25 protein-coding genes and 1 pseudogene are annotated in these 24132 nt (G+C 63.3%); 18 read left to right on the top strand and 8 right to left on the bottom strand.

Features of this window, described 5'->3' with window-relative positions; genetic code table 11:
• The first annotated feature begins 302 nt into the window (after nucleotides 1-302).
• Nucleotides 303-2618, top strand: a complete 2316-nt coding sequence (locus AACH55_RS21775; RefSeq protein ID WP_338720384.1) for a penicillin-binding protein 1A — start codon at nucleotides 303-305, stop codon at nucleotides 2616-2618.
• Between the two features lie 135 nt (nucleotides 2619-2753).
• On the opposite strand, the gene AACH55_RS21770 is transcribed toward AACH55_RS21775, so the two are convergent.
• The 4 genes from AACH55_RS21770 to AACH55_RS21755 form a co-directional block, all read right to left on the bottom strand.
• Entirely contained in the window at nucleotides 2754-3941 is a 1188-nt protein-coding gene (locus AACH55_RS21770; protein WP_338716738.1) for a serine hydrolase, read from the bottom strand.
• Nucleotides 3942-3979: 38 nt separating this feature from the next.
• A complete protein-coding gene (gene queC / locus AACH55_RS21765; protein WP_338716736.1) occupies nucleotides 3980-4720 on the bottom strand; it encodes a 7-cyano-7-deazaguanine synthase QueC in 741 nt (246 codons plus the stop codon).
• A 56-nt stretch (nucleotides 4721-4776) separates the two neighbouring features.
• Complete coding sequence (locus tag AACH55_RS21760) at nucleotides 4777-5547, bottom strand: DUF3108 domain-containing protein (protein WP_338716735.1); 771 nt, start codon at nucleotides 5545-5547, stop codon at nucleotides 4777-4779.
• A 159-nt stretch (nucleotides 5548-5706) separates the two neighbouring features.
• Nucleotides 5707-6849, bottom strand: a complete 1143-nt coding sequence (locus AACH55_RS21755; protein WP_338716734.1) for a DUF3108 domain-containing protein — start codon at nucleotides 6847-6849, stop codon at nucleotides 5707-5709.
• A 108-nt stretch (nucleotides 6850-6957) separates the two neighbouring features.
• Between AACH55_RS21755 and AACH55_RS21750 the strand changes: the two genes are divergently transcribed.
• From AACH55_RS21750 to rfaE2, 4 genes are all read left to right on the top strand, one after another.
• Nucleotides 6958-8262 (top strand): branched-chain amino acid ABC transporter substrate-binding protein, encoded by a 1305-nt coding sequence (locus tag AACH55_RS21750; protein WP_338716733.1) that lies wholly within the window; start codon nucleotides 6958-6960, stop codon nucleotides 8260-8262.
• Between the two features lie 29 nt (nucleotides 8263-8291).
• Nucleotides 8292-9200: a PhaM family polyhydroxyalkanoate granule multifunctional regulatory protein gene (locus AACH55_RS21745; RefSeq protein WP_338716732.1), complete on the top strand. Its 909-nt coding sequence runs from the start codon at nucleotides 8292-8294 to the stop codon at nucleotides 9198-9200.
• Nucleotides 9201-9338: 138 nt separating this feature from the next.
• Nucleotides 9339-10193: a ferritin-like domain-containing protein gene (locus tag AACH55_RS21740; protein ID WP_338716731.1), complete on the top strand. Its 855-nt coding sequence runs from the start codon at nucleotides 9339-9341 to the stop codon at nucleotides 10191-10193.
• 88 nt (nucleotides 10194-10281) lie between these two features.
• Nucleotides 10282-10764: a D-glycero-beta-D-manno-heptose 1-phosphate adenylyltransferase gene (gene rfaE2 / locus AACH55_RS21735; protein ID WP_338716730.1), complete on the top strand. Its 483-nt coding sequence runs from the start codon at nucleotides 10282-10284 to the stop codon at nucleotides 10762-10764.
• Between the two features lie 79 nt (nucleotides 10765-10843).
• Here the strand turns inward: rfaE2 and AACH55_RS21730 are convergent, their stop codons facing one another.
• Together AACH55_RS21730 and AACH55_RS21725 are read right to left on the bottom strand one after the other, a co-directional pair.
• Complete coding sequence (locus AACH55_RS21730; RefSeq protein WP_338716729.1) at nucleotides 10844-11362, bottom strand: copper chaperone PCu(A)C; 519 nt, start codon at nucleotides 11360-11362, stop codon at nucleotides 10844-10846.
• 89 nt (nucleotides 11363-11451) lie between these two features.
• Nucleotides 11452-11841, bottom strand: a complete 390-nt coding sequence (locus AACH55_RS21725) for a hypothetical protein (protein WP_338716728.1) — start codon at nucleotides 11839-11841, stop codon at nucleotides 11452-11454.
• 213 nt (nucleotides 11842-12054) lie between these two features.
• On the opposite strand from AACH55_RS21725, the gene AACH55_RS21720 reads away from it, so the two are divergent.
• From AACH55_RS21720 to AACH55_RS21705, 4 genes are all read left to right on the top strand, one after another.
• Nucleotides 12055-13035, top strand: a complete 981-nt coding sequence (locus AACH55_RS21720) for an ABC transporter substrate-binding protein (protein WP_338716727.1) — start codon at nucleotides 12055-12057, stop codon at nucleotides 13033-13035.
• Nucleotides 13036-13176: 141 nt separating this feature from the next.
• Nucleotides 13177-14148: an ABC transporter substrate-binding protein gene (locus AACH55_RS21715; RefSeq protein WP_338716726.1), complete on the top strand. Its 972-nt coding sequence runs from the start codon at nucleotides 13177-13179 to the stop codon at nucleotides 14146-14148.
• Nucleotides 14149-14284: 136 nt separating this feature from the next.
• Complete coding sequence (locus tag AACH55_RS21710; RefSeq protein WP_338716725.1) at nucleotides 14285-15178, top strand: ABC transporter permease; 894 nt, start codon at nucleotides 14285-14287, stop codon at nucleotides 15176-15178.
• Nucleotide 15179: 1 nt separating this feature from the next.
• A complete protein-coding gene (locus tag AACH55_RS21705; protein WP_338716723.1) occupies nucleotides 15180-15974 on the top strand; it encodes an ABC transporter ATP-binding protein in 795 nt (264 codons plus the stop codon).
• 61 nt (nucleotides 15975-16035) lie between these two features.
• Here the strand turns inward: AACH55_RS21705 and AACH55_RS21700 are convergent, their stop codons facing one another.
• On the bottom strand, nucleotides 16036-16518 hold the full coding sequence (locus AACH55_RS21700; RefSeq protein ID WP_338716722.1) for a tRNA (cytidine(34)-2'-O)-methyltransferase: 483 nt from the start codon (nucleotides 16516-16518) through the stop codon (nucleotides 16036-16038).
• A 32-nt stretch (nucleotides 16519-16550) separates the two neighbouring features.
• Nucleotides 16551-17405 carry a ComF family protein gene (locus tag AACH55_RS21695; protein WP_338716721.1) on the bottom strand — a complete coding sequence of 285 codons (855 nt, stop codon included), beginning with the start codon at nucleotides 17403-17405 and terminating at the stop codon, nucleotides 16551-16553.
• Between the two features lie 115 nt (nucleotides 17406-17520).
• On the opposite strand from AACH55_RS21695, the gene AACH55_RS21690 reads away from it, so the two are divergent.
• The 9 genes and pseudogenes from AACH55_RS21690 (at nucleotide 17521) to AACH55_RS21650 (ending at nucleotide 24128) form a co-directional block, all read left to right on the top strand.
• Nucleotides 17521-18468 carry a methyltransferase domain-containing protein gene (locus AACH55_RS21690; protein WP_338716719.1) on the top strand — a complete coding sequence of 316 codons (948 nt, stop codon included), beginning with the start codon at nucleotides 17521-17523 and terminating at the stop codon, nucleotides 18466-18468.
• 412 nt (nucleotides 18469-18880) lie between these two features.
• Nucleotides 18881-19048: pseudogene (locus AACH55_RS21685) on the top strand (DUF2244 domain-containing protein); the annotation flags it as partial.
• A 79-nt stretch (nucleotides 19049-19127) separates the two neighbouring features.
• Entirely contained in the window at nucleotides 19128-19349 is a 222-nt protein-coding gene (locus AACH55_RS21680; RefSeq protein ID WP_338716718.1) for a DUF2244 domain-containing protein, read from the top strand.
• 22 nt (nucleotides 19350-19371) lie between these two features.
• On the top strand, nucleotides 19372-20532 hold the full coding sequence (coxB, locus tag AACH55_RS21675) for a cytochrome c oxidase subunit II (protein ID WP_338716717.1): 1161 nt from the start codon (nucleotides 19372-19374) through the stop codon (nucleotides 20530-20532).
• A gap of 18 nt (nucleotides 20533-20550) precedes the next feature.
• Entirely contained in the window at nucleotides 20551-22170 is a 1620-nt protein-coding gene (gene ctaD, locus AACH55_RS21670) for a cytochrome c oxidase subunit I (protein ID WP_088756827.1), read from the top strand.
• 49 nt (nucleotides 22171-22219) lie between these two features.
• Complete coding sequence (locus AACH55_RS21665) at nucleotides 22220-22330, top strand: cytochrome oxidase small assembly protein (protein WP_338716715.1); 111 nt, start codon at nucleotides 22220-22222, stop codon at nucleotides 22328-22330.
• Nucleotides 22327-22899 (top strand): cytochrome c oxidase assembly protein, encoded by a 573-nt coding sequence (locus AACH55_RS21660; RefSeq protein ID WP_338716714.1) that lies wholly within the window; start codon nucleotides 22327-22329, stop codon nucleotides 22897-22899. Before AACH55_RS21665 ends, AACH55_RS21660 begins: the two co-directional genes overlap by 4 nt.
• Nucleotides 22900-22972: 73 nt before the next feature.
• The gene (locus AACH55_RS21655) at nucleotides 22973-23149 is read left to right on the top strand and encodes a DUF2970 domain-containing protein (RefSeq protein WP_338720382.1); all 177 of its coding nucleotides are present in this window, start codon (nucleotides 22973-22975) and stop codon (nucleotides 23147-23149) included.
• Between the two features lie 118 nt (nucleotides 23150-23267).
• Nucleotides 23268-24128 carry a cytochrome c oxidase subunit 3 gene (locus AACH55_RS21650; protein ID WP_338716712.1) on the top strand — a complete coding sequence of 287 codons (861 nt, stop codon included), beginning with the start codon at nucleotides 23268-23270 and terminating at the stop codon, nucleotides 24126-24128.
• Nucleotides 24129-24132: the final 4 nt, after the last annotated feature.

The following is a 24132-nucleotide window of genomic DNA, read 5'->3' as shown; positions in this document are numbered from 1 at the left end:
AGAGGAAACTTGAGGAATGCCTGCAAATTCGCAGCAATTCCCGCCGCGATGTGTAGCCGATGCCGCACCTCCTGTCTTCTCCCCGGAACCGGCCCATTGTCCTTTGGTCTATTTGCAACACCTGGCCGCGCGACGCCTCAGGGCGAGCCGCTATAATGCGGGCTTGTTTCTTCCACCCGGCTCTGGCCTGCAGCTTCGGCCTGCTTTAACGCTTAATTCGAATGTCTTCATCTTCCAACGGCGGCGATCAACGCAAACCGGCATCGGCCGAGGCCCCCGCAGAAAAGGCGCCCCGCAAGCGCATGCACTGGTCGCTGCGCATCCTCCTGGGCTTGTTCGGTACCGTGCTGGGCCTGGTGGTGATGGTGCTGCTGGGCGTGACCTTCATCGTCGCCCTGACCTATCCCAAGCTGCCCGATCTCGATACGCTGACTGACTATCGCCCCAAGATTCCGCTGCGCATCTTCTCGGCCGATGGTGTGCTGATCGGTGAATTCGGCGAGGAACGCCGCAACCTGGTCCACTTCAAGGACATCCCGGACATCATGAAGAAGGCCGTGCTGGCCATCGAGGATGACCGTTTCTATGAACACGGCGGCGTCGACTACCAGGGCATCGCCCGCGCCACCTTCTCCAACCTCTCCGGCGGCGGCGGCGGTGCCTCCACCATCACGCAGCAGGTGGCGCGCAACTTCTTCCTGACCAGCAACGAGCCGACCTTCCTGCAGAAGGCGGTGCGCAAGTTCTTCTATGAGATCCCGCTGGCCTGGAAGATCGAGAACAACCTCACCAAGGACCAGATCCTCGAGGTCTACATGAACCAGATCTATCTGGGCCAGCGCGCCTACGGCTTCGCCTCGGCCGCCCAGATCTATTTCGGCAAGCAGCTCAAGGACATCACCATCGCCGAAGCCGCGATGCTGGCCGGCCTGCCCAAGGCGCCCTCGGCCTACAACCCGGTGGTCAATCCCAAGCGCGCGCATGCACGCCAGCAGTACATCCTGCTGCGCATGCGGCAGCTGGGCTACATCACCGATGCCCAGTATCAGGAAGCCAAGGATGAGGAACTGCGCGTCAAGGGCGACAGCTCGGCCTTCGGCATGCACGCTGAATACGTGGCTGAAATGGCGCGCCAGCTGGTCTATGCGCAGTACAAGGACGAGACCTACACGCGCGGCCTGAACGTCTTCACCACCATCACCAAGACCGACCAGGATGCTGCCTACATCGCCCTGCGGCGCGGCATCATCGATTACGAGCGCCGCCACGGCTATCGCGGTCCGGAAGGCTACATGGACCTGCCGGAGAACGCCTCCAAGGAAGTCGTGGAAGATGCGGTCGAAGTGGAACTGGCCGACCATCCCGACAGCGACGACATGGTGGCCGCCGTCGTGCTGGAGGCCAAGCCCAAGGAAATCACCGCCATGCTGGCCACCGGCGAAGAGATCAGCATTTCCGGCGCCGGCCTGGGCTTTGGCGCCAACCTGCTCTCGGACAAGGCCCCGCCGCAGAAGAAGATCCGCCGTGGTGCCATCATCCGCGTGTTCCAGGATGGCAACAGCTGGATCATCACGCAGATGCCGGAAGTAGAATCGGCCTTCGTCTCGGTCAATTCGCAGGATGGCGCGATCCGGTCGCTGGTGGGCGGTTTCGACTTCAACCGCAACAAGTTCAACCACGTCACCCAGGCCTGGCGCCAGCCGGGTTCGTCCTTCAAGCCCTTCATCTATTCGTCCTCGCTGGAAAAGGGTTTGTCGCCGGCCACCATCATCAATGATGCGCCGCTGACCTTCACCCAGACCGGTGGCCAGGTGTGGCAACCCAAGAACTATGGCGGCAAGTTCGAAGGCCCGATCTCGATGCGCCGCGCCTTGCAGAAGTCGATCAACCTGGTCTCCATCCGCATCCTCGAGCGCGTGGGCGTGAAGTATGCGCAGGAATACATCACCCGTTTCGGTTTCGATGCCGACAAGAACCCACCCTACCTGACCCTGGCGCTGGGTGCGGGCAACGTGACGCCCTTGCAGATGGTGGGCGCGTATTCGGTGTTCGCCAACGGCGGCTACAAGATCAATCCCTACCTGATCACCAAGGTCACCGACAGCAACGGCGAAGTCCTCTCGCAGGCCAAGCCGGCCACCGCCGACGATGAATCCAACCGCGTCATCGATGCGCGCAATGCCTTCATCATGGACAGCATGCTGCGCGACGTGGTGCGCCATGGCACGGCGGTCAAGGCACTGTCCCTGAAGCGCACCGACCTGGCCGGCAAGACCGGTACCACCAACGATTCCATGGATGCCTGGTTCGCCGGCTACCAACCGGGTCTCACCGCCATTGCCTGGATCGGCTACGACCAGCCCAAGAGCCTGGGCGACCGCGAAACCGGCGGCGGCCTTGCCTTGCCGGTGTGGATCAGCTACATGTCCAAGGTTCTCAAGGATGTGCCCAACGTGGACCGCAAGGTGCCGGATGGCGTGATCGAATCGGGCGGCGAGTACTACTATGCCGAGTTCCCGCCCAGCGCCATGGTGCGCGACCTGGGCATGGGCGACCACGGCGGGATGACACCGGAAGAAGAAAAGGCCAAGACGCAGATGAAGAACGAATTGTTCTGATGATATAAAAAATATAAACGGTTTATATCGTTTATATTTTCAACGACTGCGGCCTCCGACGAAAAACCGCCTGTTGCGAGACAGGCGGTTTTTCTATGGTTCTTCGAAGAATTCCGTGGCGTGGGCGTGCGTTTTTCAGTCCTTGCCGGACACCGCATGGCTGATGCTGCGCATGGCCAGCATGGTCAGCACTTCGTCCTGTTCCACGCCATAGTCGCTGAGCTTGACGATGACCGTGCGCGTGCCCGGATTGACGTAGATGTACTGGCCGAATACGCCGATGGCCGCAAAGTCGCGGTCGTCCGCATTGCCCGGCGGGATCCACCAGCCATCGCGGTAGTCCAGCGCATTGCCGTTGTTGACCGGCCGGCGCGGCTCGGCCGCCCACGCGGGGCTGACGACCTGCTGGTCGCCGATGCGTCCGCCATGCAGATACAGCAAGCCCAGGCGGGCGAAGTCGCGGGCGGTGGTGTTGAGGCAACAGAAGGCCTTCTCCACTCCGTGCTGGCGGCTGTCGACGCTCCAGCTGGCGTCCTCCTCCATGCCCAGCGGTTCCCACAGGGCTTGCTGGGCGAAGTCGGAGAGGCGCATGCCGGTCGCGCGCGCCAGCACGCGCGAGAGCACCAGCGTATCGACGCTGCGGTATTCGAAGCGCGAACCGGGTGCAAAGCGCAGCCCGCTGCGCCGCGCGATGAAGCGCTGCAGGTCGGTGCTGACAAACATGCGCACCACCGGCGAGGTCAGCGAGCCGCCGTAGTTTTCTTCCACGTCGATGCCCGAGCGCATGTCCAGCAACTGGCCGATGGTGATGTTGGCATAGGCCGGTGAAATCTCGTCGCGCTTGAGGTAGCGGCCGATGGGATCGTTGAGCGAGCCGATCTTGCCCTGCTTCAGTGCCACGCCGGTCAGGGCCGAGACGAAGGACTTGGAGACCGAGAACGAGGTGAAGCGCGAATGGGCGTCATAGCCATCGATGTAGCGCTCGTAGATCACGCTGCCATCCTGGATCACGACGAAGGCGTGCGCCGCCGTGCCCTTGATGAAATCGGGCAGGGGCAGGCGCTTGCCCTCTTTCCAGGGCACATCGAGGTCCAGCGCACGCAGTGCCGTGGGCAGCGGCTGCGGATGCGAGGAGCGTGCAATCGGATTGGATTCGAAGACCTTGTAGCTCTGGCTGCGCGGGGTCAGGTCGAATTGCAGGTCGACCAGCGTCGGCAGGCTGGGCAGGTCGGCGATGCGACGGCCGATCTCGGCGCCGGCCAGCAGCACCATCAGCACGGCGGCGCTGCGGGCCAGCAGGGTGGTGGTGCGGGTGTGGGGCATGAGGCTCGTCTTTGGAATGGTGAGCCTATTGTGCCCGATTACCCGACGCTTTTGCTTGCCGCGTACTGCTGGTAGCCGCGTGCGCGCAGTTCGCAGGCCGGGCACTTGCCGCAGCCATGACCCCAGTCATGCAACTGGCCGCGTTCGCCCAGGTAGCAGGTATGGGTGTCGGCGCGGATCAGGTCCACCAGCGGCGCACCGCCCAGCGACTCGGCCAGGGCCCAGGTCTGGGCCTTGTCGATCCACATCAGCGGGGTTTCCACCTTCAGTTGCGTGGCCATGCCCAGGTTCAGCGCCACTTGCAGGGCTTTCATGGTGTCGTCGCGGCAATCGGGATAGCCGGAGAAATCGGTCTCGCACATGCCGCCCACCAGCACGTTCAGGCCGCGGCGATAGGCCAGCGTGGCCGCCACGGTCATGAACAGCAGATTGCGACCGGGCACGAAGGTATTGGGCAGGCCGTTGTCCTGCATGGCGATATCGACGTCGCGGGTCAGGGCCGTGTCGGAAATCTTGCCGATCAGCGAGAGGTCGATCATGTGGTCCTCGCCCAGGCGGGCCTGCCATTCGGGCGAGAAGGCTCTCATCTTTTTCAGCAGCGCCGGGCGCACTTCCAGTTCGATGGCATGGCGCTGGCCGTAGTCGAAGCCGATGGTTTCCACGCGCTGGTAGCGCGACAGCGCCCAGGCCAGACAGGTGGTGGAATCCTGGCCGCCGGAGAAGAGCACCAGGGCGCTCTGGGTGTTCAGGGTGGGGGCGATGGCGGAAGTAGCGGACATGAACGGGCTCGACACGTAATGGGGGGAATGGATGCGCAAAAATCGGCGCGGCTAGCTTAGTTGGTTTTCTTGACCGAATCCAGCACCTGCTCGATATAGTCGCCATTGGGATCGGTGAACTTCAGGCGCACCGGATACCACTCCATCTTGGGCGCGAGCCAGATATCGAGCTTCTGCGCCTGGTCGTCCGGCGGCGGATTGCGGAACACGTGCAGGGCTTCGGTTTCGCCCTGGGCGGTGCTGACCTTTTCGCGGCCGATCACCTTGAACGTCCACTGCTCGGCATCGCGCGGACCGGCCACGAAGAACTTCCATTCCGAACCCGGTTTCATCTTGGCTGCATTGGCGCGCGCAATGGCGACGAACTGCCAGGTGATGCCGGTACGGTCCTGCTCGCCCCCCTGCAGCGGGAAGCTGTCTGCCGATTCGGTGAAGGTGATCTTGTTCTGTTCGCGGTTGAAGGTGGTGGTGGTCGGTTCGCGGCGCAGACGTTTTTCGACGAAGCGCGCCGGGGCCAGGCCATAGGCATCGACGGCACCTTCGCTGCTGGTTTCCAGGATCTTGCCCAGCAGCATGGCGCGGGTCTCGGTGTTGACGCTGTAGGCGGTCTTGCTCTGGGTCCACTTCACCAGCCCTTCGCCCTTGAGGTCGAGGCCGCTTTGCTTGGCGCTGATGGCGTAATGCAGCTCGGCCGAGGGCGGCAGGTTGTAGGGACGTTTTTCCACCGGATGCGGGCCGTCGGCGGCCAGGGCGGGGGCGCTGCCCAGCAGGGCGGCCAGCGGCAGCGCAGCCAGGGTGGTCAGGAGGCGATATGAAAGTTGTTTCATGGCGGATTCTTTGTGTTGGTCTCTATCGGTCTTTGGCGGCGGGGCATGTTTTAGCCATATGACGAAATACGACCAAAATGCCGGAAGAGGGTTCTGCCGTATTGCTGCGCAATTGTTTCCGATTTTGACAGGACTTGCAGAAGCAGTCCTGAATTGTCCTCATGAGCCCGGCGTTTTGAGGTCCGTCAGGTCGAGCTGGGTGTAGTCGCCGTTGGGGCGCAGGTCGGTATAGCGCACCCGCACCGGATACCACTCATGCTGGGGGGCCAGCCAGATATCGACGCGATCGTCATAGGAGCCGGGCTTGGGCATGCGCACCACGTGCCAGGTCTGCACGTGGCCCACGGGCAGGTTAATGGCTTCCTGCCCCAGCACCTGCACGCGCCAGATTTCACCATCGCGCACCCCGGCCACGAACAGGTCGATCACCGTGCCGGGCTGGAATTGCGCGGCATCGCCCCGGCCGATGGCGGCCAGCTGCCAGATCAGGCTGGCGCGGTCCTGTTCGCCGCCGTGACGGGGGTAGCGCGTGGTGGAGGCCGAAAAGCTGACCTCATTGCGCTGGCGATTGAAGTGGGTGTTGGTGGCGGACTTGAAGCCCTTCTGTTCCGTGTAGAGCTCCGGCGAGACGCCCCAGGCATCGAGTTCGCCCACGCTGGTGAAATTGAGCAGGGTAAAGAACAGCGCCTTGGCCTTGCCCTCGACACGATAGTGGCTGCCGTCGTTGGTCCAGGCGATGCTGCCGCGGCCGTAGGCGGGCTGCTGGTCCTTGGTGCCGGTGACGTCGTATTCCAGCAAGACGCTGGGCGGGGCGCTGGTCTGGTATTGCTTGCCCGGTGCCGCCTCCTGGCCCTCGCTGCTGCCGGTGCCGGAGGCGCTGCCTGTCCCTTCGCCATTTCCCTGTGCAGCCTGGCCGCTGCCACTGGCGGGCGCGGCGGGGGCGACCGCTTGCGGCGCTTCAGGTGCAGGCGTGGTGATGCGCTCGACGGTTTCGCGGATCGGTTCGTCGGGTGGTTCGATCGAGGGCTCGGGCGCGCGCGCACGTCGGGGTGCCGGGGCGGGATGGCTGCGGGAGATCGCCGGTCGGGCCGGCTTGGGCTGCATCGGCAGCGCGACCGGCTGCTCGGGCGGTGGCACCGGATGCAGTTCGACCGTGAGGGTGGGCGCCGGCGCATCGCTCTGGCCCGGCACGATGATGTGACGGCGGCCCCAGTCCACCAGCAGGGCGTGCAGCGTCAGGCTCAATGCAATCAGGATCAGCAGGCGCGGCCAGCGCCGGGTGGGACGGGAAACTTCGCTCATGCCCGCCAGTGTATCGGATCAGGTGCGGGCCGTCGTGCCCGCGCGCGCCAACGGAAGGCCAATTCAAACAAGTACAATGCGCTTTTTGCCGTTGCCCTTTGCAGATCGATGAACCTGTCCCTGTCTTCCCGCCTGCCTTTGCGCATGTTGTCGGCCGCCCTGATGGCGCTGGCCGCCTTCTCCACCTCCGCCTCCACCTCCGCTGCTCCCTTGCCACCCGTGCGCATCGGCATGATCGATGGCCTCTCCGGTCCCTTCGCCAATGCCGGTGAAGCGGTGGTGCGCAACATCAGCTATGCCATCGAGCGCGTCAATGCGCGTGGCGGCGTGAGCCTGCCCGATGGCAAGCACCTGTTGCAGCTCTCCACCTTCGACAACAAGCTGGGCGTGGAAGACTCGCTGGTGCAGTTTCGCCAGCTCACCGACGAGCGCATCCCCTTCCTGATCGAAGGCAACAGTTCAGCCGTGGCCGCTGCGCTCATCGATGCGGTCAACAAGCACAACCAGCGCGAACCGGATCATCGCGTGTTGTTCCTCAATTACTCGGCGGTCGATCCCGCGCTGACCAATGAGAAATGCAGCTTCTGGCACTTCCGTTTCGATGCCAGCGCCGACATGCGCATGCAGGCCCTGACCGAAGCCATCAAGGCTGATCCCGCGACCAAGAAGGTCTACCTGATCGGCCAGGACTACAGCTTCGGCCGCCAGGTGGCCAAGGCGGCGCGCGAGCAGCTGGCGGCCAAGCGGCCCGACATCGCCATCGTCGGTGATGAGCTGCATCCCATCGGCAAGATCAAGGATTTCGCACCCTACATCGCCAAGATGCGTAGCGCCGGAGCCGATGCCGTCATCACCGGCAACTGGGGCAATGACCTGACACTGTTGGTGAAGGCTGCGCGCGATGCCGGTTTCAAGGCCAAGTTCTATACCTTCTACGCAAATAGCCTGGGCGCGCCTGCGGCCATCGGTGATGCGGGTGTGGGCGTGGTGCGTGCGGTGGCCGAGTGGCATCCCAATGCGGGTGGTAATCCCGGTTCGCCCAGCGATGACTACTATCAGCAATTCCGCAAGCGCTACCCCCAGCCCAAGGATGATTACCTCTACCTGCGCATGCAGGTGATGATCGACATGCTGGTCAAGGCCATCGAAAAAGCGAAGAGTACCGATCCCAAGGCGGTTGCATATGCCCTGGAAGGCGCGCATTATCAGAACGCCTTCCACGAGGCGAGCATGCGGGCCGAGGATCACCAGCTGATCCAGCCGCTCTACCTGATGCAGATGCAGCGCGCCGACAGCGGCGGCATCCGTTTCGACAATGAGGGCAGCGGCTTCGGATTCCGCACCGAGCGCTTCATCCCGGCCGGGCAGACCGCACTGCCGAGCACTTGCCGGATGCAGCGCCCGCCTCGCTGACAGCCACACCACAACAACAGGAGCGATCAATGCTGAATCATGACCAGATGCCGGGTGCAGGCTCGGTAGCCGATACCATCGATTTCATGAAGAAGATGTGGAGCAGCATGGGCGCCCCCGCCATGGCCACGCCCTCGCTGTCGGTGGAGGACATCAACAAGAAGATCGCTGACCTGAAGACCGTGGCTTCCTGGCTGGAGCTGAACCTGAACATGTTGAAGGCCACCATCCAGACGCTGGAAGTGCAGAGCGCCACCCTCTCCACGCTGCAGGCCATGAGCGAGATCATGGCCTCGCGCGGCGCCCCTGATGCGGCATCGCAGGCCGATGAGAAAGACCGCCCGGCGCCGGCCTTCCCCTTCGGCTTCCCGATGTGGCCGGGTGCAGGCGGCAAGCCGGAGGAGACGGGCGAAGAAGAGGGCGAGCCGCACGCCGGTGCGGCTGATACGCCTGATGTTGCAGAGGAGCAAGCTTCTTCACCGCATGCCGAATCCGGACCCGAACCCGGCGCTGAAGAAGCGAGCGCAGCGCCGCCGGCCCCCGATCTGCAATCGGCCATCGCCAACCCCAACGCCTGGTGGAACGTCTTGCAGGAGCAGTTCAAGCACGCTGTGGGCAATGCCCTGGCCGGCAGTCTGCCCGAGCAGGAACCGCTGCTCAAGCCCGCCAAGCCGCCCAAGGCGGCCAAGGCCCCCAAGCCTGCCAAGGCGCCCAAACGTAGCGAAAATAAGACAGTCGCCCCGAAGCCCAAGGCCGGCCCGAAAGCCAAGCCGGCTGCGGCTTCCAGGCCGGCCAAGGGAGCCGGGCCGGCGGCGGCCAAGCCAGCGCCCAGGAAAGCGCCCAAGCGTGCGGAAAATACGAGCGCGCCGGTCAGGACGGCTGTTGTACAATCCGGGCAAAACAAGAAGCCAGCCTCCCGCAAGCCAACTTCCCCCTGATCCTCGCCAAGGCAGAGCCTGGCCCCGGGCGCGAATGCGCAGGGGCCTCTGTCATATTGCTGAAACCTGAGCGTTTTAGGATGGGGCAGGAAAATCTTGTTAAAATCAAACACTTAACGCATATAGGCACACACAGAGATGCTGTACCCAGAATTGTTCAAATCGCTAGAGCAGGTCCGTTGGAATATGGATAAGGATATTCCTTGGGACAAGTTCGACGCTTCCTTGCTCACCGACGAACAGGCGCAGACCATCCGCATGAACGCCATCACGGAATGGTCGGCCCTGCCCGCCACCGAGATGTTCCTGCGCGACAACCGCGGGGACAGCGATTTTTCGGCATTCATGTCGGTATGGTTCTTCGAGGAACAGAAGCACTCGCTGGTGCTGATGGAATACCTGCGCCGCTTCCGCCCGGACCTGTGTCCGACCGAAGAAGAACTGCACAACGTGCGCTTCGAGTTCGATCCCGCCCCGCCGCTGGAAACCCTGATGCTGCACTTCTGCGGCGAGATCCGCCTGAACCACTGGTACCGCTGTGCCGCCGACTGGCACACCGAGCCGGTCATCAAGCAGATCTACAAGATCATCAGCCAGGATGAAGCCCGCCACGGCGGCGCCTACCTGCGCTACATGAAGAAGGCCTTGAACGAAGTGGGCGACAAGGCCCGTGCCGCTTTCGCCAAGATCGGCGTGTTGATGGCTTCGGCGCGCCGCACCGAAAAGCCCCTGCACCCGACCAACCTGCACGTGAACCAGGCGCTGTTCCCCAACGACACCGTGCAAAGCCGCCTGCCCGATCCGGAATGGCTGGAACGCTGGCTGGACAGCCAGATCAAGTTCGACGGCGAATGGGAAAAGAAGGTCGTCGACCGCATCCTGCACAACATGTCGCTGCTGTTTGAACGCACCTTCAGCAACGTCCAGGAGCTGAACCGCTACCGCAAGGAAGTGACCCAGCGCCTCATGCCGGCCGGCGCGGCCGCAGCCTGATCGGGAAAAATCCTTCACAGGCAGTACAATCGCAAAGCCGCAACCGCGTTGGTTGCGGCTTTTTTCATCCTGCAACGATTCCCTCAAGATGGCCGACTTCGAATCCAAACTCTGCACCCGCGACGAACTCCAGCAGCGCGTGGCCCAATTGCCCAAGCCGGTGGTGATGACCAATGGCGTCTTCGACATCCTGCATCGCGGCCACGTGACCTATCTGGCGCAGGCCCGCGCCCAGGGCGCCTCGCTGGTGGTGGCGGTCAATACCGATGCGTCGGTCAAGCGCCTGGGCAAGGGTGATGACCGGCCCATCAACACCTGCGAAGACCGCATGGCGGTGCTGGCGGCCCTGGAATCGGTCTCGCTGGTGGTCCCCTTCGATGAAGACACGGCGCTGGAGGCCGTGCAGCAGGCGCGTCCGGAGATCTACGTCAAGGGCGGCGACTACGACATGCACGCCATCCCCGAGGGCCAGGCCGTGGCAGCCTATGGCGGACAGGTGCTGGCCATTGCCTTCGAGCATGACCGCTCCACCACCAAGCTGCTGGCCAAGGTGCGCAAGCTGGCCGGCTGATCGCCGCACGCTCCAAAACGACAAGGCCGGCAGGAGCATCGCTCGCTGCCGGCCTTGTCGTTTCAGGTTGCTGAATGGGTCAGTGGTGCATGTGACCCTTCATGTCCTTCATGTCATCCATGCCCGCTGCTGGTGCATTGCGGTCCTCGACGTTGAAGGTCACCTCGACCTTGCCCGCCTTCTCGAAGCTCAGCGTGGCCGGCACCTTGTCACCCGCCTGCAGCGGCTTGGACAGGCCCATCAGCATGATGTGGTAGCCATTGCCCGGCTGCATGGCGATCTTCTGGCCGGGTTTGACTTCCAGTCCGCCACTGACTTCGCGCATCTTCATGACATTGCCTTCCATGGCCATGGTGTGGATTTCCCCCGACTTGGCCACCGGCGAAGACACGGCGATCAGGCGATCCGGCGTGCTGCCCTTGTTCTCGATGCTGATGTAGGCACCTGCGGCCGGCTGGCCGGGCACGGTCGCGCGGGCATAAGGATGGCCGATTTCCAGCTGGCCCAGCTTGTATTCATGGGCCTGCGACAGCGGGGCGGCGCAAAGCAGGGCGCAAGCCATGGTCAGGGCGGCCGGGATTTTGACAAAATGCTTCATAGATAGGATTCCTGGTTGTCTTGTTCATGTCTGGAATGCGGGCGTGCGGCCCGCAGTGGTCGGCGCAAAGGCGCCAGGGACGGCGCTGTTCAGGCAGGGGGTGCGCGGGCCTGGGGCGATCCCGGCGCCAGGCTGGCCGAGCGCAGGGGTGTCTCGGCGCGCACCAGCGGATAGCTGATGCCAGGCAAGACGGTGGTATCGAAGAAGGAAGACGCCGGCGCCGGCGAAGCCGCATGGCTGCCGCAGCACAGCGTGCAGTAGCTGGCCGCCAAATGCGCCGGGGCATTGGCGGGCGTGCCGCCGCCCACGCTGCAGATGGCCATGGCGGGAATGTCCCGCAGGGTGCGCGCGGCGGCCTGCTGCCACCAGGGCGCGGCCACCATCGCCAGCACCAGCATCAGGCTGGTCCACACCTGCGCCCGCAGCCAGGGGCGGCGCAGTGCAGGTCGCGTGGAAGAGGGGCGCAGGCGGGAAGACATGGGGCCAGATTATAGCAACCGGCCCTGCGTTTGCCCTGCGCCAGGCTTGATGCCGATCAGGGCGCGTTCACCAATGCGAGTGCCCCGTCTGGCCTGCCATGGCGGCGGCCGGGCGCGTCCTCATGCAAATTGATTGTTCACATGCGCTAGGCTAGACTTAGCGTCTTTTCAGGATTTCGGGTATTTCATTCACATTTTTGCAAGGGAGACTGCATGTCCTACCACCCCAAGCTGGCACTGCGCGCCATGGTTGCCGCCCTGTCCCTGGCTGCCGTCTGTGCGGCCCCGGCCATGGCTGCCGACAAGTCGGTCGCGGTGACCGCCATCGTCGAGCACCCGGCCCTGGACGCCATCCGTGACGGCGTGAAGGACGAGTTGAAGGAAGAAGGCTTTGAAGCCGGCAAGAACCTGAAGTGGGAATACCAGAGCGCCCAGGGCAACACCGGCACCGCCGCCCAGATCGCCCGCAAGTTCGTCGGTGACCAGCCTGACGCCATCGTGGCCATCGCCACTCCTTCGGCCCAGGCCGTGGTGGCGGCCACCAAGAGTATCCCGGTGATCTATTCCGGCGTGACCGATCCGGTCGCCGCGCAACTGGTGAAGGACTGGAAAGCCTCCGGCACCAACGTCACCGGCGTGTCCGACCTGCTGGAACTGGACAAGCAGGTCGACCTGATCAAGCGTGTGGTGCCCAATGCCAAGCGCGTGGGCATGGTCTACAACCCGGGCGAAGCCAACTCCGCCGTGGTGGTCAAGGCCTTGAAGGAACTGCTGGCCAAGTCCAACATGACCCTGGTGGAAGCCGCTGCGCCCCGTTCGGTGGACGTCGGTTCGGCTGCCAAGAGCCTGATCGGCAAGGTCGATGTGATCTACACCAACACCGACAACAACGTGGTCTCGGCCTATGAAGCGCTGGTCAAGGTCGGCAACGACGCCAAGATCCCGCTGGTGGCCTCCGACACCGATAGCGTCAAGCGTGGTGCCATCGCTGCCCTGGGCGTGAACTACTACGACCTGGGCCGCCAGACCGGCAAGGTCGTCGGCCGCATCCTCAAGGGTGAAAAGCCGGGCGACATCGCCTCGGCCACCAGCAGCAAGCTGGAACTGTTCGTCAACACCGCCGCCGCCCAGAAGCAGGGCGTGACCCTGTCGCCGGAACTGGTGAGCTCGGCCAAGACCGTCATCAAGCAATAAACAAGGTATCGCCTGAAGATCCCGCTGCCATGCGGGATCTTCCGTATCTGGCCGCAACGCCGCAGCAAGATGTCCCCATACGCATAACGGGCCCGGTCGAGAGGACCGCCGAGGCCTGACCACCATGAAAGAGGAGAGACCATGTTTGCAGTATCGAAGTCATTGCGCGCCGTCGCCGGCGCGCTCGCCCTGAGCGCCATCTGCGCATCCGCCCTGGCCGCCGAGAAGGTGGTGGCCATCACTTCCTTCGTCGAACACCCGGCCCTGGACGCCGTGCGTGACGGCACCAAGGACGAACTGATCGCCGAAGGCTTCGAGCCCGGCAAGAATTTGAAGTGGGATTTCCAGAGCGCCCAGGCCAATGCCGGTACCGCCGGCCAGATCGCCAAGAAGTTCGTGGGTGACAATCCGGATGTGATCGTCGCCATCGGCACCCCCTCGGCGCAGCCGATGGTGGCCGCCACCAAGACCATCCCCATCGTCTATTCGGCCATCGCCGATCCTATGGCCGCGCAGCTGGTCAAGGACTGGAAGCCCTCCGGCACCAACGTGACCGGCCTGTCGCACATGCTGGATCCCGTCAAGCAGGTCGAGATCATCAAGCGCGTCGTGCCCGAGGCCAAGCGCGTGGGCGTGGTTTACAATCCGGGCGAAGCCAATTCCGTGTCGGCCCTGAACAACCTCAAGGGCGAGCTGCAGAAAGCCGGCCTGACCCTGGTGGAAGCCGCCGCGCCCCGTTCGGTGGACGTGGCCCCGGCCGCCAAGAGCCTGATCGGCAAGATCGACGTGATGTACACCACCACCGACAACAACGTGGTCTCGGTCTTCGAGTCGCTGGCCAAGGTCTGCAACGATGCCAGGATCCCGCTGATCGCCTCCGACACCGGCAGCGTCAAGCGCGGTGCAGTGGCCGCCCTGGGTGTGAATTTCTACGACATGGGCCGCCAGACCGGCAAGGTCGTGGCGCGTATCCTGAAGGGCGAGAAGGCTGGCGAGATCGCCTCGTCGCCGGTCAAGAACCTGGAGCTGTACGTCAATACCTCGGCAGCGCAAAAGCAAGGCGTTACCCTGTCGCCGGAGTTCCTGAAGTCGGCCACCAAGGTGCTCAACTAAGCATGACCGCAGTCTGATCCGTCGGCCATGCACCGCCGGCGCCGCACCACCCGTGCAGCGTCGGCGTCACGCAGAAGACATTCGGCATTGGCGTACCGCGCCTTGCCGAATGTGTTTTTTTTAGAAAGTCCTTTTTATGTCGCTGTATACCCTCCTGGGCGCGCTGGAGATCGGCCTGATCTTCAGTCTGGTGGCCCTTGGCGTGCTGATCTCCTTCCGCATCCTGGTGTTCCCTGACCTGACCGTCGACGGCAGCTTCCCGCTGGGCGGCGCGGTGGCCGCCACCATGATCGCGGCGGGCTACAATCCCTTCCTCGCCACCTTCGCGGCCCTGCTGGCCGGGGCGCTGGCCGGTTTCATCACTGCCTGGCTCAACGTACGGCTGAAGATCATGGACCTGCTGGCCAGTATCCTGATGATGATCGCGTTGTACTCGATCAACCTGCGTGTGATGGGCAAGCCCAACGTGCCGCTCATTTCGGAGCCGACCATCTTCACCATCCTGCAGCCGGACTGGATTCCCGATTACGTCGGCCGTCCGCTGATCCTGCTGGTGGTGGTGACCGCTGCCAAGCTGCTGCTGGACTGGTTCTTCTCTTCCGAGATCGGCCTGGCCATGCGCGCCACCGGCGCCAATGCCCGCATGGCGCGCGCCCAGGGCATCGCCACCGGCCGCGCCACGCTGGCCGGCATGGCCCTGGCCAATGCGCTGGTGGCACTGGCCGGTGCCCTGTTTGCACAGACCCAGGGCGGCTCCGACATCTCCATGGGCATCGGTACCATCGTCATCGGCCTGGCGGCCGTGATCATCGGCGAGAACATCCTGCCGGCGCGCCGCCTGGTGTGGACCACGCTGGCGGTGATCCTGGGCGCGATCCTGTATCGCTTCTTCATCGCGCTGGCGCTCAACAGCGACTTCATCGGCCTGCAGGCGCAGGATCTGAATCTGGTGACGGCCGTGCTGGTGATGCTGGCGCTGGTGCTGCCCATGGGCAAGCGCAAGTTGAAACTGCTGAGAAAGGGAGCCTGACATGTTGAGAGCCACCGATCTCAAGATCACCTTCAATCCCGGCACCCCCATCGAGAACCCGGCCCTGCGCGGCCTCTCGCTGGAGATTCCGACCGGCCAGTTCGTGGCCGTGATCGGCTCCAATGGTGCGGGCAAGTCCACCTTCCTCAATGCGATCTCCGGTGACCTGCTGGTCGATACCGGCAAGATCGAGATCGACGGTACCGACGTCACCCGCAAGCAGGCGTGGGACCGCGCCGGCATGGTGGCGCGCGTGTTCCAGGATCCGATGGCCGGTACCTGCGAGGCGCTGACCATCGAGGAGAACATGGCGCTGGCGATGGCGCGTGGCCGTCGTCGCGGTTTCAACTTCGCCATTCGCGGCAAGATGCGCGAGCTGTTCCGCGAGAAGCTGGCCATCCTCAACCTGGGGCTGGAGAATCGCCTCACCGACCGTATCGGCCTGCTCTCGGGCGGCCAGCGTCAGGCGGTGAGCCTGTTGATGGCCTCGCTGCAGCCTTCGCGCATCTTGCTGCTGGATGAGCACACGGCCGCGCTGGACCCGAAGACGGCGGCTTTCGTGCTGGAACTGACGGCCAAGATCGTCTCCGAGGCCAAGCTGACCACCATGATGGTGACCCACAGCATGCGCCAGGCGCTGGACTACGGCGACCGCACCGTGATGCTGCACCAGGGCCGCGTGGTGCTGGATGTCTCCGGCCCCGAACGCGCCGGGCTGGACGTGCCGGACCTGCTCAAGATGTTCGAGCAGACGCGCGGGGAGAAGCTCTCGGACGACGCCCTGCTGCTGGGTTGATCGGTCCTGCCAACGAAAACGGCTCCCCCGGGAGCCGTTTTTTCATGGGCGCAGCGGATCGTCAGCTGCCACCGTCATAGCCATTCTGCCGCCAGGCTTCATACACCACCACCGCCACCGTATTGGACAGGTTGATGCTGCGATTGCCCGGCCGCATCGGCAGGCGGATGCGCTGTGCGCTCGGGAAGGATTCACGCCGCTCTGGTGCCAGCCCGCGCGTTTCCGAGCCGAACACGAAGGTGTCGCCCGGCCGGAAGGCCAGCCCGGCAAAGGGTGTGGAGCCATGCGTGGTCATGGCGAACATGCGTGTCTCATCGAACTGCGGGTCCTGACGGCGATGGGCCAGGAACTGGTCCCAGTCCTTGTGGACCTGCATGTTGGCGTATTCGTGATAATCCAGCCCGGCGCGCCGCATCTTGGCATCGTCGAGCGGGAAGCCGAGCGGCTCCACCAGATGCAGTTGCGCACCGGTATTGGCGCACAGGCGGATGATGTTGCCGGTATTGGGAGGGATCTCCGGCTCGACCAGGACGACGTGGAACAAAAAACTTCTCCTGCTAAAAAAGAGGGCCGGATTCAGACCGGCAGGGTGCGCGCAAAGACCAGATTGGTCACGCGCCGGGCGCCGTGCCGCTTGAGCACGATCGCCACTTCATTCAAGGTAGCCCCGGTGGTCATGACGTCATCGACGATGCCCACGTGCAATCCGCGCACCTGGTCCATAGCGGCAAAGGGCAGGGCGAAGGCCGAGCGCACGTTGCGGGCGCGCGCACCTACCGGCAGTGCCGACTGCGCCTGGGTTTCCTTCTTGCGTTCCAACAGGCGCGGCTGTACCGGGATATCCAGCAGCTTGCCCAGCGGCCGGGCGATTTCCAGCGCCTGGTTGAAACCGCGCTCCTGCAGGCGCGCCAGTCCCAGCGGCACTGGGGCCAGCAGGGTGGGAAGAGGTAACTGCACGTCGCTACCCGGCACCGGATTGCGACGGGTGGCATCGAAGATCAATCGCGCCAGCAGCGGCGCCAGACGCAGGTCGCCACCGAACTTCAGGGCCAGCGCCAGCTGGTCGGACGGGGCGAAATAATCGGTGGCCACGATGGTGGCGTCGAAGGCCGGGCGCTCCTTCATGCAGGCGCCGCAGCGCAGGTCCTTGCCGGTCACCGGCATGGGCAGGGCGCACTGGATGCAGCGGCGGTGCTGGCGCGTATAGAAGCGCTTGTGGCAGTGCGCGCACAGGGTCTCGCGCCCGGCCGCGCCGCACAGCGCGCAGGAGGAGGGCAGCAAAGGCGGCAGGCAGGTCAGCAGGCGTTGCAGCCAGCCGGGGCCGGATGCGGTCTTGCCCGGTCCGGCCGGCTTGCCGCCGACGGCACGATAAGCGGTGCCAGGCTTGGCCTGGGGCGATGCGGCGGCGGGTTTGGAGGGTTTGATATCCATGTGAGGTGCGCCCGGGAAAAATGGATTTCGACTAAACTACGCGCATTATCGCATCAGCCCCATGCCGCCACACTGCTGCGCTGTCCATCTTCCTGTTCGTTCCGGTTTCATTGCCATGTCCCTGCCACCGCCTTCTGCCAGCGCCAAGCTGAGCGCTCCCATCGATCTGCCCCTGGTGCGCCGCCGCTTCGGCCAGCCGCAGCGCGTGGCCGAATCCGATTTCCTGCGCCGCGAAGTCTCGGCCCGCATGCAGGAGCGCCTGGCGCTGGTGAAAATTGCCCCACGTGAAGTCTTGGACGCCGGATGCGGCGAAGGCGCCGACCTGCCGGTACTGCAGAAGCGTTATCCCGAGGCGCAGGTGATCGGTCTGGACGGCGCCTACGGCATGCTGGCCAAGGCTGCCGAACACCAGCGCGGCGCGCAGACGGCGATGAACCGCCTGTTCGGCTCCATCAACAAATGGCTGGGCGCCGGCAGCGGCGGCGCAAGCGGTCCGGCCCTGGCCTGCGCTGATTTCGCCCGCCTGCCGCTGGCGGCCAATGCGCTCGATCTGGTCTGGTCCAACCTGGCCCTGCACTGGCATCCGCAGCCTGATCGCGTCTTCGCCGAGTGGCGGCGCGTGCTGCGGGTGGAGGGCCTGCTGATGTTTTCCTGTTTCGGCCCGGATACGCTGCGCGAGGTACGCAGTGCCTTCGAACAGATCGATCTTGCACCGCACACCTTGCCCTTCGTCGACATGCACGACTTCGGCGACATGCTGGTCAATGCCGGTTTTTCCACCCCGGTGATGGACATGGAAACCATCACCGTGACTTACGAGGCCCCTCAACGGCTGCTCGAAGACGTGCGCGCGTGGGGCGGCAATCCGCTGGAATCGCGGCGTCGCAGCATGATGAGCCGCAGCCAGTACCAGCGCCTGCTGGCGGCCTTCGAGGCCATGCGCAAGCCCGACGGCAAGATCCCGCTGACCTTCGAGATCGTCTACGGTCACGCCTTTCGCCCGGTGCCCAAGACCACGGCGGCCGGCGAGAGCATCATCCGTTTCGAGCGGCCCTCGCGATAGCCCGATTCTTCATCAAGGCTCAGGCCAGCAGCACACTCCGGCCTGCCGGATAGTTGCCCTATCGTCACGTCCCGCCTCCTTTCCTACCCCTACGTGCGCCGCAAAGCCGCGCCCCTGGCCGCTTTGCGCGCCACCGTTGCCAATGCGGCGGTGCGTGCTTGATCCGTGGCGACGTTAGCCCTTATACTCAAATGGGTAAAAAAATTCATACAAAGAAATTCCGGCAAGACGAATAGCAAGAATAAATAAACACCGCAAAACGAATAGCCACGGATAGCGCCATACCAAGGACGTCCCCAGCCTCACCGGGCCGCCCGCATCCAGTGAGTGTTCCTGCGGTGAGAAATAGAATTAGAAGCAGAGACAGAGACACACAGACACGCTCGACCGACAATCATGCTGGCGAGGTGCTATGGAGACGCGGGAATGGATACTGAAGCGCAATTGTTCGATTGCGCCACGCCAGCTGGCGTGGGTCTTCGCAATCCTTTGTACGGTTTCACTCACGGTCGCGCTGGGTTTCACGTTGCGCGGCGCATGGATCATCCTGGTTTTTTCATGCATTGAACTGATGGCGGTGGGCGCGGCCATGCTGGTCTACGCCCGTCACGCCACCGATAGAGAAGTGCTGGTGCTCGCCGAATGGCCTGGAGGTCGAGGTGATCCTGGGCAGCCGGTCGCACCGCAGCAGCTTGCAGTTGCATGGCATGCGCATCGCTTTTCCTGTCGGCCACCGCGCACTGGTGGCGCTGGAGAGCCGGGGGCAGCGCGTGGAAGTGGGGCGGTTCATGCACCCCTGGCAACGGCGCGCCTTCGCGCAGGAGCTGGAACGTGAACTGGCCGCCAGGGTCGGCGGGATGGCCGCACTCTCATTCTTATAATTTTGGGCTCTAGAGGAAATCCATGAAACTTGCGAAGCGCCTTCAATCCTTGACCCTCGGTGCCTCGCTGCTGGCGGCCGGCTTGCCGGCCTGGGCAGTGGTGGACAGCCCGGGGGGGCCGGCCGTGCGGCAGATGAATTTCCAGCCACCGGTGACCAAGATCGCCGAGCAGATCTATGACCTGCACATCCTGATGCTGATCATCTGTCTGGTCATCTTCGTGGCCGTGTTCGGCGTCATGTTCTATTCCATCATCAAGCACCGCAAGTCGCTCGGCCACAAGGCCGCCACCTTCCACGAAAGCACGACCGTGGAAATCGCCTGGACCGTGGTGCCTTTCCTGATCGTCATCGGCATGGCCCTGCCGGCCACCAAGACGGTGGTGGCGATGAAGGACACCTCCAATGCCGACCTCACCATCAAGGTCACCGGCATGCAGTGGAAATGGGGATATGACTATCTGAAGGGCGATGGTGAAGGTATCTCCTTCCTCTCCAGCCTGGCCACGCCGCGCGAGCAGGTCACCGATCCGAGCCTGAAGAAAAACGACAACTACCTGATCGAAGTGGACAATCCGGTGGTGGTGCCCGTCAACAAGAAGGTGCGCCTGGTGACCACCGCCAATGACGTGATCCACTCCTGGACCATCCCCGCCTTCGGCGTGAAGCAGGATGCGATTCCCGGCTTCGTGCGCGATACCTGGTTCCGCGCCGAGAAGATCGGCACCTATCGCGGCCAGTGCGTGGAGCTGTGCGGCAAGGATCATGCCTTCATGCCCATCGTGGTCAACGTGGTCAGCGAAGACGACTACAAGAAATGGGTCGACGGCAAGAAGAAGGAAATGGCCGCCAAGGCCGATGATCCCAACAAGGTCTGGACGGTCGACGAATTGAAGCAGCGCGGCGAGAAGGTCTATGCCGCCAACTGCGTGGCCTGCCATCAGGCCACCGGCAAGGGTGTGCCGGGTGCCTTCCCGGCGCTCGATGGCAGTGCCGTGGTCAACGGTCCCAAGGATGGCCAGATCCACATCCTGCTCAACGGCAAGAACGCCATGCCGGCCTGGAAGGGTGTGCTCAACGACACCGAGATTGCCGCCGTCATCACCTACACGCGCAACAACTGGTCCAACAAGGCCCAGGAAAACATCGTGCAGCCGGCCGAAGTGCTGGCCGCCCGCAAGTAATCGTTTGGAGAACCGGACATGACTACCACCGTCGATCACGCCCCCGATCATTCCCACGATCACGGGCATGGGCATGCACATGACGACCACGCGCACGATCATCCGCACGGCTGGCGCCGCTGGCTCTTCGCCACCAACCACAAGGACATCGGTACGCTCTACCTGTGGTTCTCGTTCACCATGCTGCTCTCGGGCGGGGTGCTGGCGCTGCTGATCCGGGCCGAGCTGTTCCAGCCGGGGCTGCAGTTCTTCCGTCCTGAATTCTTCAACCAGCTCACCACCATGCATGGTCTGGTGATGGTGTTCGGCGCCATCATGCCGGCCTTCGTGGGCTTCGCCAACTGGATGATCCCGCTGCAGATCGGCGCCTCCGACATGGCCTTTGCGCGCATGAACAACTTCTCGTTCTGGCTGCTGCCGCCTGCGGCGCTGCTGCTGGCGGGTTCCTTCCTGGTACCGGGTGGCGCCACCGCCGCGGGCTGGACGCTGTATGCGCCGCTGTCCACGCAGATGGGGCCGGGCATGGACATGGGCATCTTCGCCATGCACATCATGGGCGCGTCTTCCATCATGGGCTCGATCAACATCATCGTCACCATCCTGAACATGCGCGCGCCCGGCATGACGCTGATGAAGATGCCCATGTTCTGCTGGACCTGGCTCATCACGGCCTACCTGCTCATCGCCGTGATGCCGGTGCTGGCCGGTGCCATCACCATGACGCTGACCGACCGCCACTTCGGCACCTCCTTCTTCAACGCCGCCGGTGGCGGCGACCCGGTGATGTACCAGCACATCTTCTGGTTCTTCGGCCACCCCGAGGTCTACATCATGATCCTGCCGGCTTTCGGCATCGTCTCGCAGATCATCCCGGCCTTCGCGCGCAAGCCGCTGTTCGGCTATGCCTCGATGGTGTATGCCACCGCCTCGATTGCGATCCTGTCCTTCATCGTCTGGGCGCACCACATGTTCACCACCGGCATGCCGGTGACCGCGCAGCTGTTCTTCATGTACGCCACCATGCTGATTGCGGTACCGACCGGCGTGAAGATTTTCAACTGGATCGCCACCATGTGGCGCGGCTCGATGACCTTCGAGACGCCGATGCTGTTCTCGGTGGGCTTCATCTTCGTCTTCACCATGGGCGGCTTCACTGGCCTGATCCTGGCGGTCACGCCCATCGACATCCAGATGCAGGATACCTACTACGTGGTGGCCCACTTCCACTACGTGCTGGTGGCGGGCTCGCTGTTTGCGCTCTTCGCCGGTTACTACTACTGGGGTCCGAAGTGGACCGGCTTCATGTACAACGAATGGCGCGGCAAGTTCCACTTCTGGGCCTCGCTGATCACCTTCAACATCACCTTCTTCCCGATGCACTTCCTGGGGTTGGCAGGGATGCCGCGCCGCTATGCGGACTATCCGGCGCAGTTCACCGACTTCAACATGATCGCCTCCATCGGCGCCTTCGGTTTCGGGCTGTCGCAGGTGTACTTCCTGTTCTTCGTGGTGATCCCATCGATCAAGGGCGGCAAGAAAGCCGAGGCCAAGCCCTGGGAAGGCGCGGAAGGACTGGAATGGACCGTGCCCAGCCCGGCGCCTTTCCATACTTTCGAAGAACCGCCGGTGGTGAAATGATCGCCTGTGGATAACACAAGTCATCGCAGCTAATGCAAAGGCAACCTTCATGACCGAACGCAAGAAACCCAACAACCTGCGCACCGGCCTGCTGCTGGGGATGGTGGCGCTGGCCTTCTTCGTCGGCATCTTCATCAACCGCATCTGGTTTGCCCAATGAGCAGCAACGACGATCACATCGAAGAGGGCGCATCACGCGGCCTGAACCGCGTGATGTTCAGGAAGCTGTTGGTGGTGGCGGTGCTGATGTTCGGCTTCGGCTATGCGCTCATTCCGGTCTATCGCAAGATCTGCGAGGTGACCGGCGTGAACTTCCTCACGCCCAAGGATGCGACGGTGGAAGCGCCAGCCAATACGCAGATCGACAAGACGCGCACCATCACCGTGGAGTTCGATGGCAATGCCCAGGGCCCGTGGCGCTTCCGTCCGACGGTCACCAGCCTGCAGGTGCATCCGGGCGAGATGACCCAGGTCACCTACGAAGTGGTCAACACCCAGCCGCGCAATGTGGATGCGCAGGCCATCCCGAGTTATGCACCGATGCAGTCGGCGGCCTTCTTCAAGAAGGTGGAGTGTTTCTGTTTCACCCAGCAGACGCTGGGGCCGAACCAGGCCAAGCAGATGCCGGTGGTGTTCTACATCGATCCCAAGCTGCCCAAGGAAGTGACCACGATCACGCTGTCCTATACCTTCTTCGAGATCAACGGCAAGGACAAGACGGCGGGCTGAGCCGCCGTGAGGAGATGGTGTGAACGATGAGCTGAAACAGGCGGCGCGGCGCAAGGCCTCCTTCGGTGCGACGATGAAGGCGGTGTTCTGGTCCTTCTTCGGCGTGCGCAAGCGCAAGGATTATGAATCGGATGCGGCGCAGCTGAACCCGGTCCACGTGATCATCGCCGGCATCCTCGGTGCGGTGATTTTCGTGGCGGTGCTGGTGAGCATCGTCAAGCTGGTGCTGCGCAGCGCCACCGGTGGATGAGCTGCACCGCCTTGAAAGAGCATTAAGGAAAAGTGAACCTGGATCGCAAGAGCATTCAACGCAGCTTAATGCTCGCGCCGCCAGCCAATGCAGTCAGATTTCGTACCGGGAGAAGAACATGAGTTCTCAGCAAGCCAAGGCACCCCATTATTTCGTTCCGGGCCCGTCGCGCTGGCCGATGATGGCGGGCATTTCCATGCTCATCACCATGATCGGGGCCTCGGCCTGGGTCAATGGCGTTTCGTGGGCGCCCTACGTCAACATCTTCGGCATCCTGATGGTGCTGGTGGTGCTGTACTACTGGTTTGGTGATGCCATCCGCGAATCCGAGTCCGGCCTCTACAGTGAGCGCATCGACCTGTCCTATCGCTGGAGCATGAGCTGGTTCATCTTCTCGGAGGTGATGTTCTTCGGCGCCTTCTTCGGGGCGCTGTTCTATGCGCGTAGCATCACCATGCCGTGGCTGGCCGATCTGGATCACAAGGTGATCTGGCCCGACTACACCGGGCAGTGGGGCAATGTCGGCCCGGCCGGTACGGTGGAAAATTTCACCACCATGGGACCATTCCCTATCCCCACCATCAACACCCTGCTGCTGCTGAGCTCGGGCGTGACGCTGACTATCTCGCACCACGCCATGCGCGCCGGCCATCGCGCGCAGACGGCGGTGTGGCTGTTCCTGACCATCCTCCTGGGCGCGGTCTTCATGGGTTTCCAGGCGTATGAATATATCCACGCCTATACCGAGCTGAACCTCAAGCTCAGCTCCGGTATCTATGGCTCGACCTTCTTCATTCTGACGGGCTTCCACGGCTTCCACGTGACCATGGGGGCCATCATGTTGTCGGTGGTGCTCTATCGCGTATTGCGCGGGCACTTCACGCCCACGCATCACTTCGCCTTCGAGGGCGCGGCGTGGTACTGGCACTTCGTGGACGTGGTGTGGCTGGGCCTGTATGTGGTGGTCTACTGGCTGTAAGCGC

The sequence above is a fragment of the Herbaspirillum sp. DW155 genome, from assembly GCF_037076565.1.
Taxonomy (GTDB): domain Bacteria; phylum Pseudomonadota; class Gammaproteobacteria; order Burkholderiales; family Burkholderiaceae_D; genus Herbaspirillum.
Note: the sequence above shows the minus strand (reverse complement) of the source record. Positions and strands in the feature narration are given on the sequence as shown.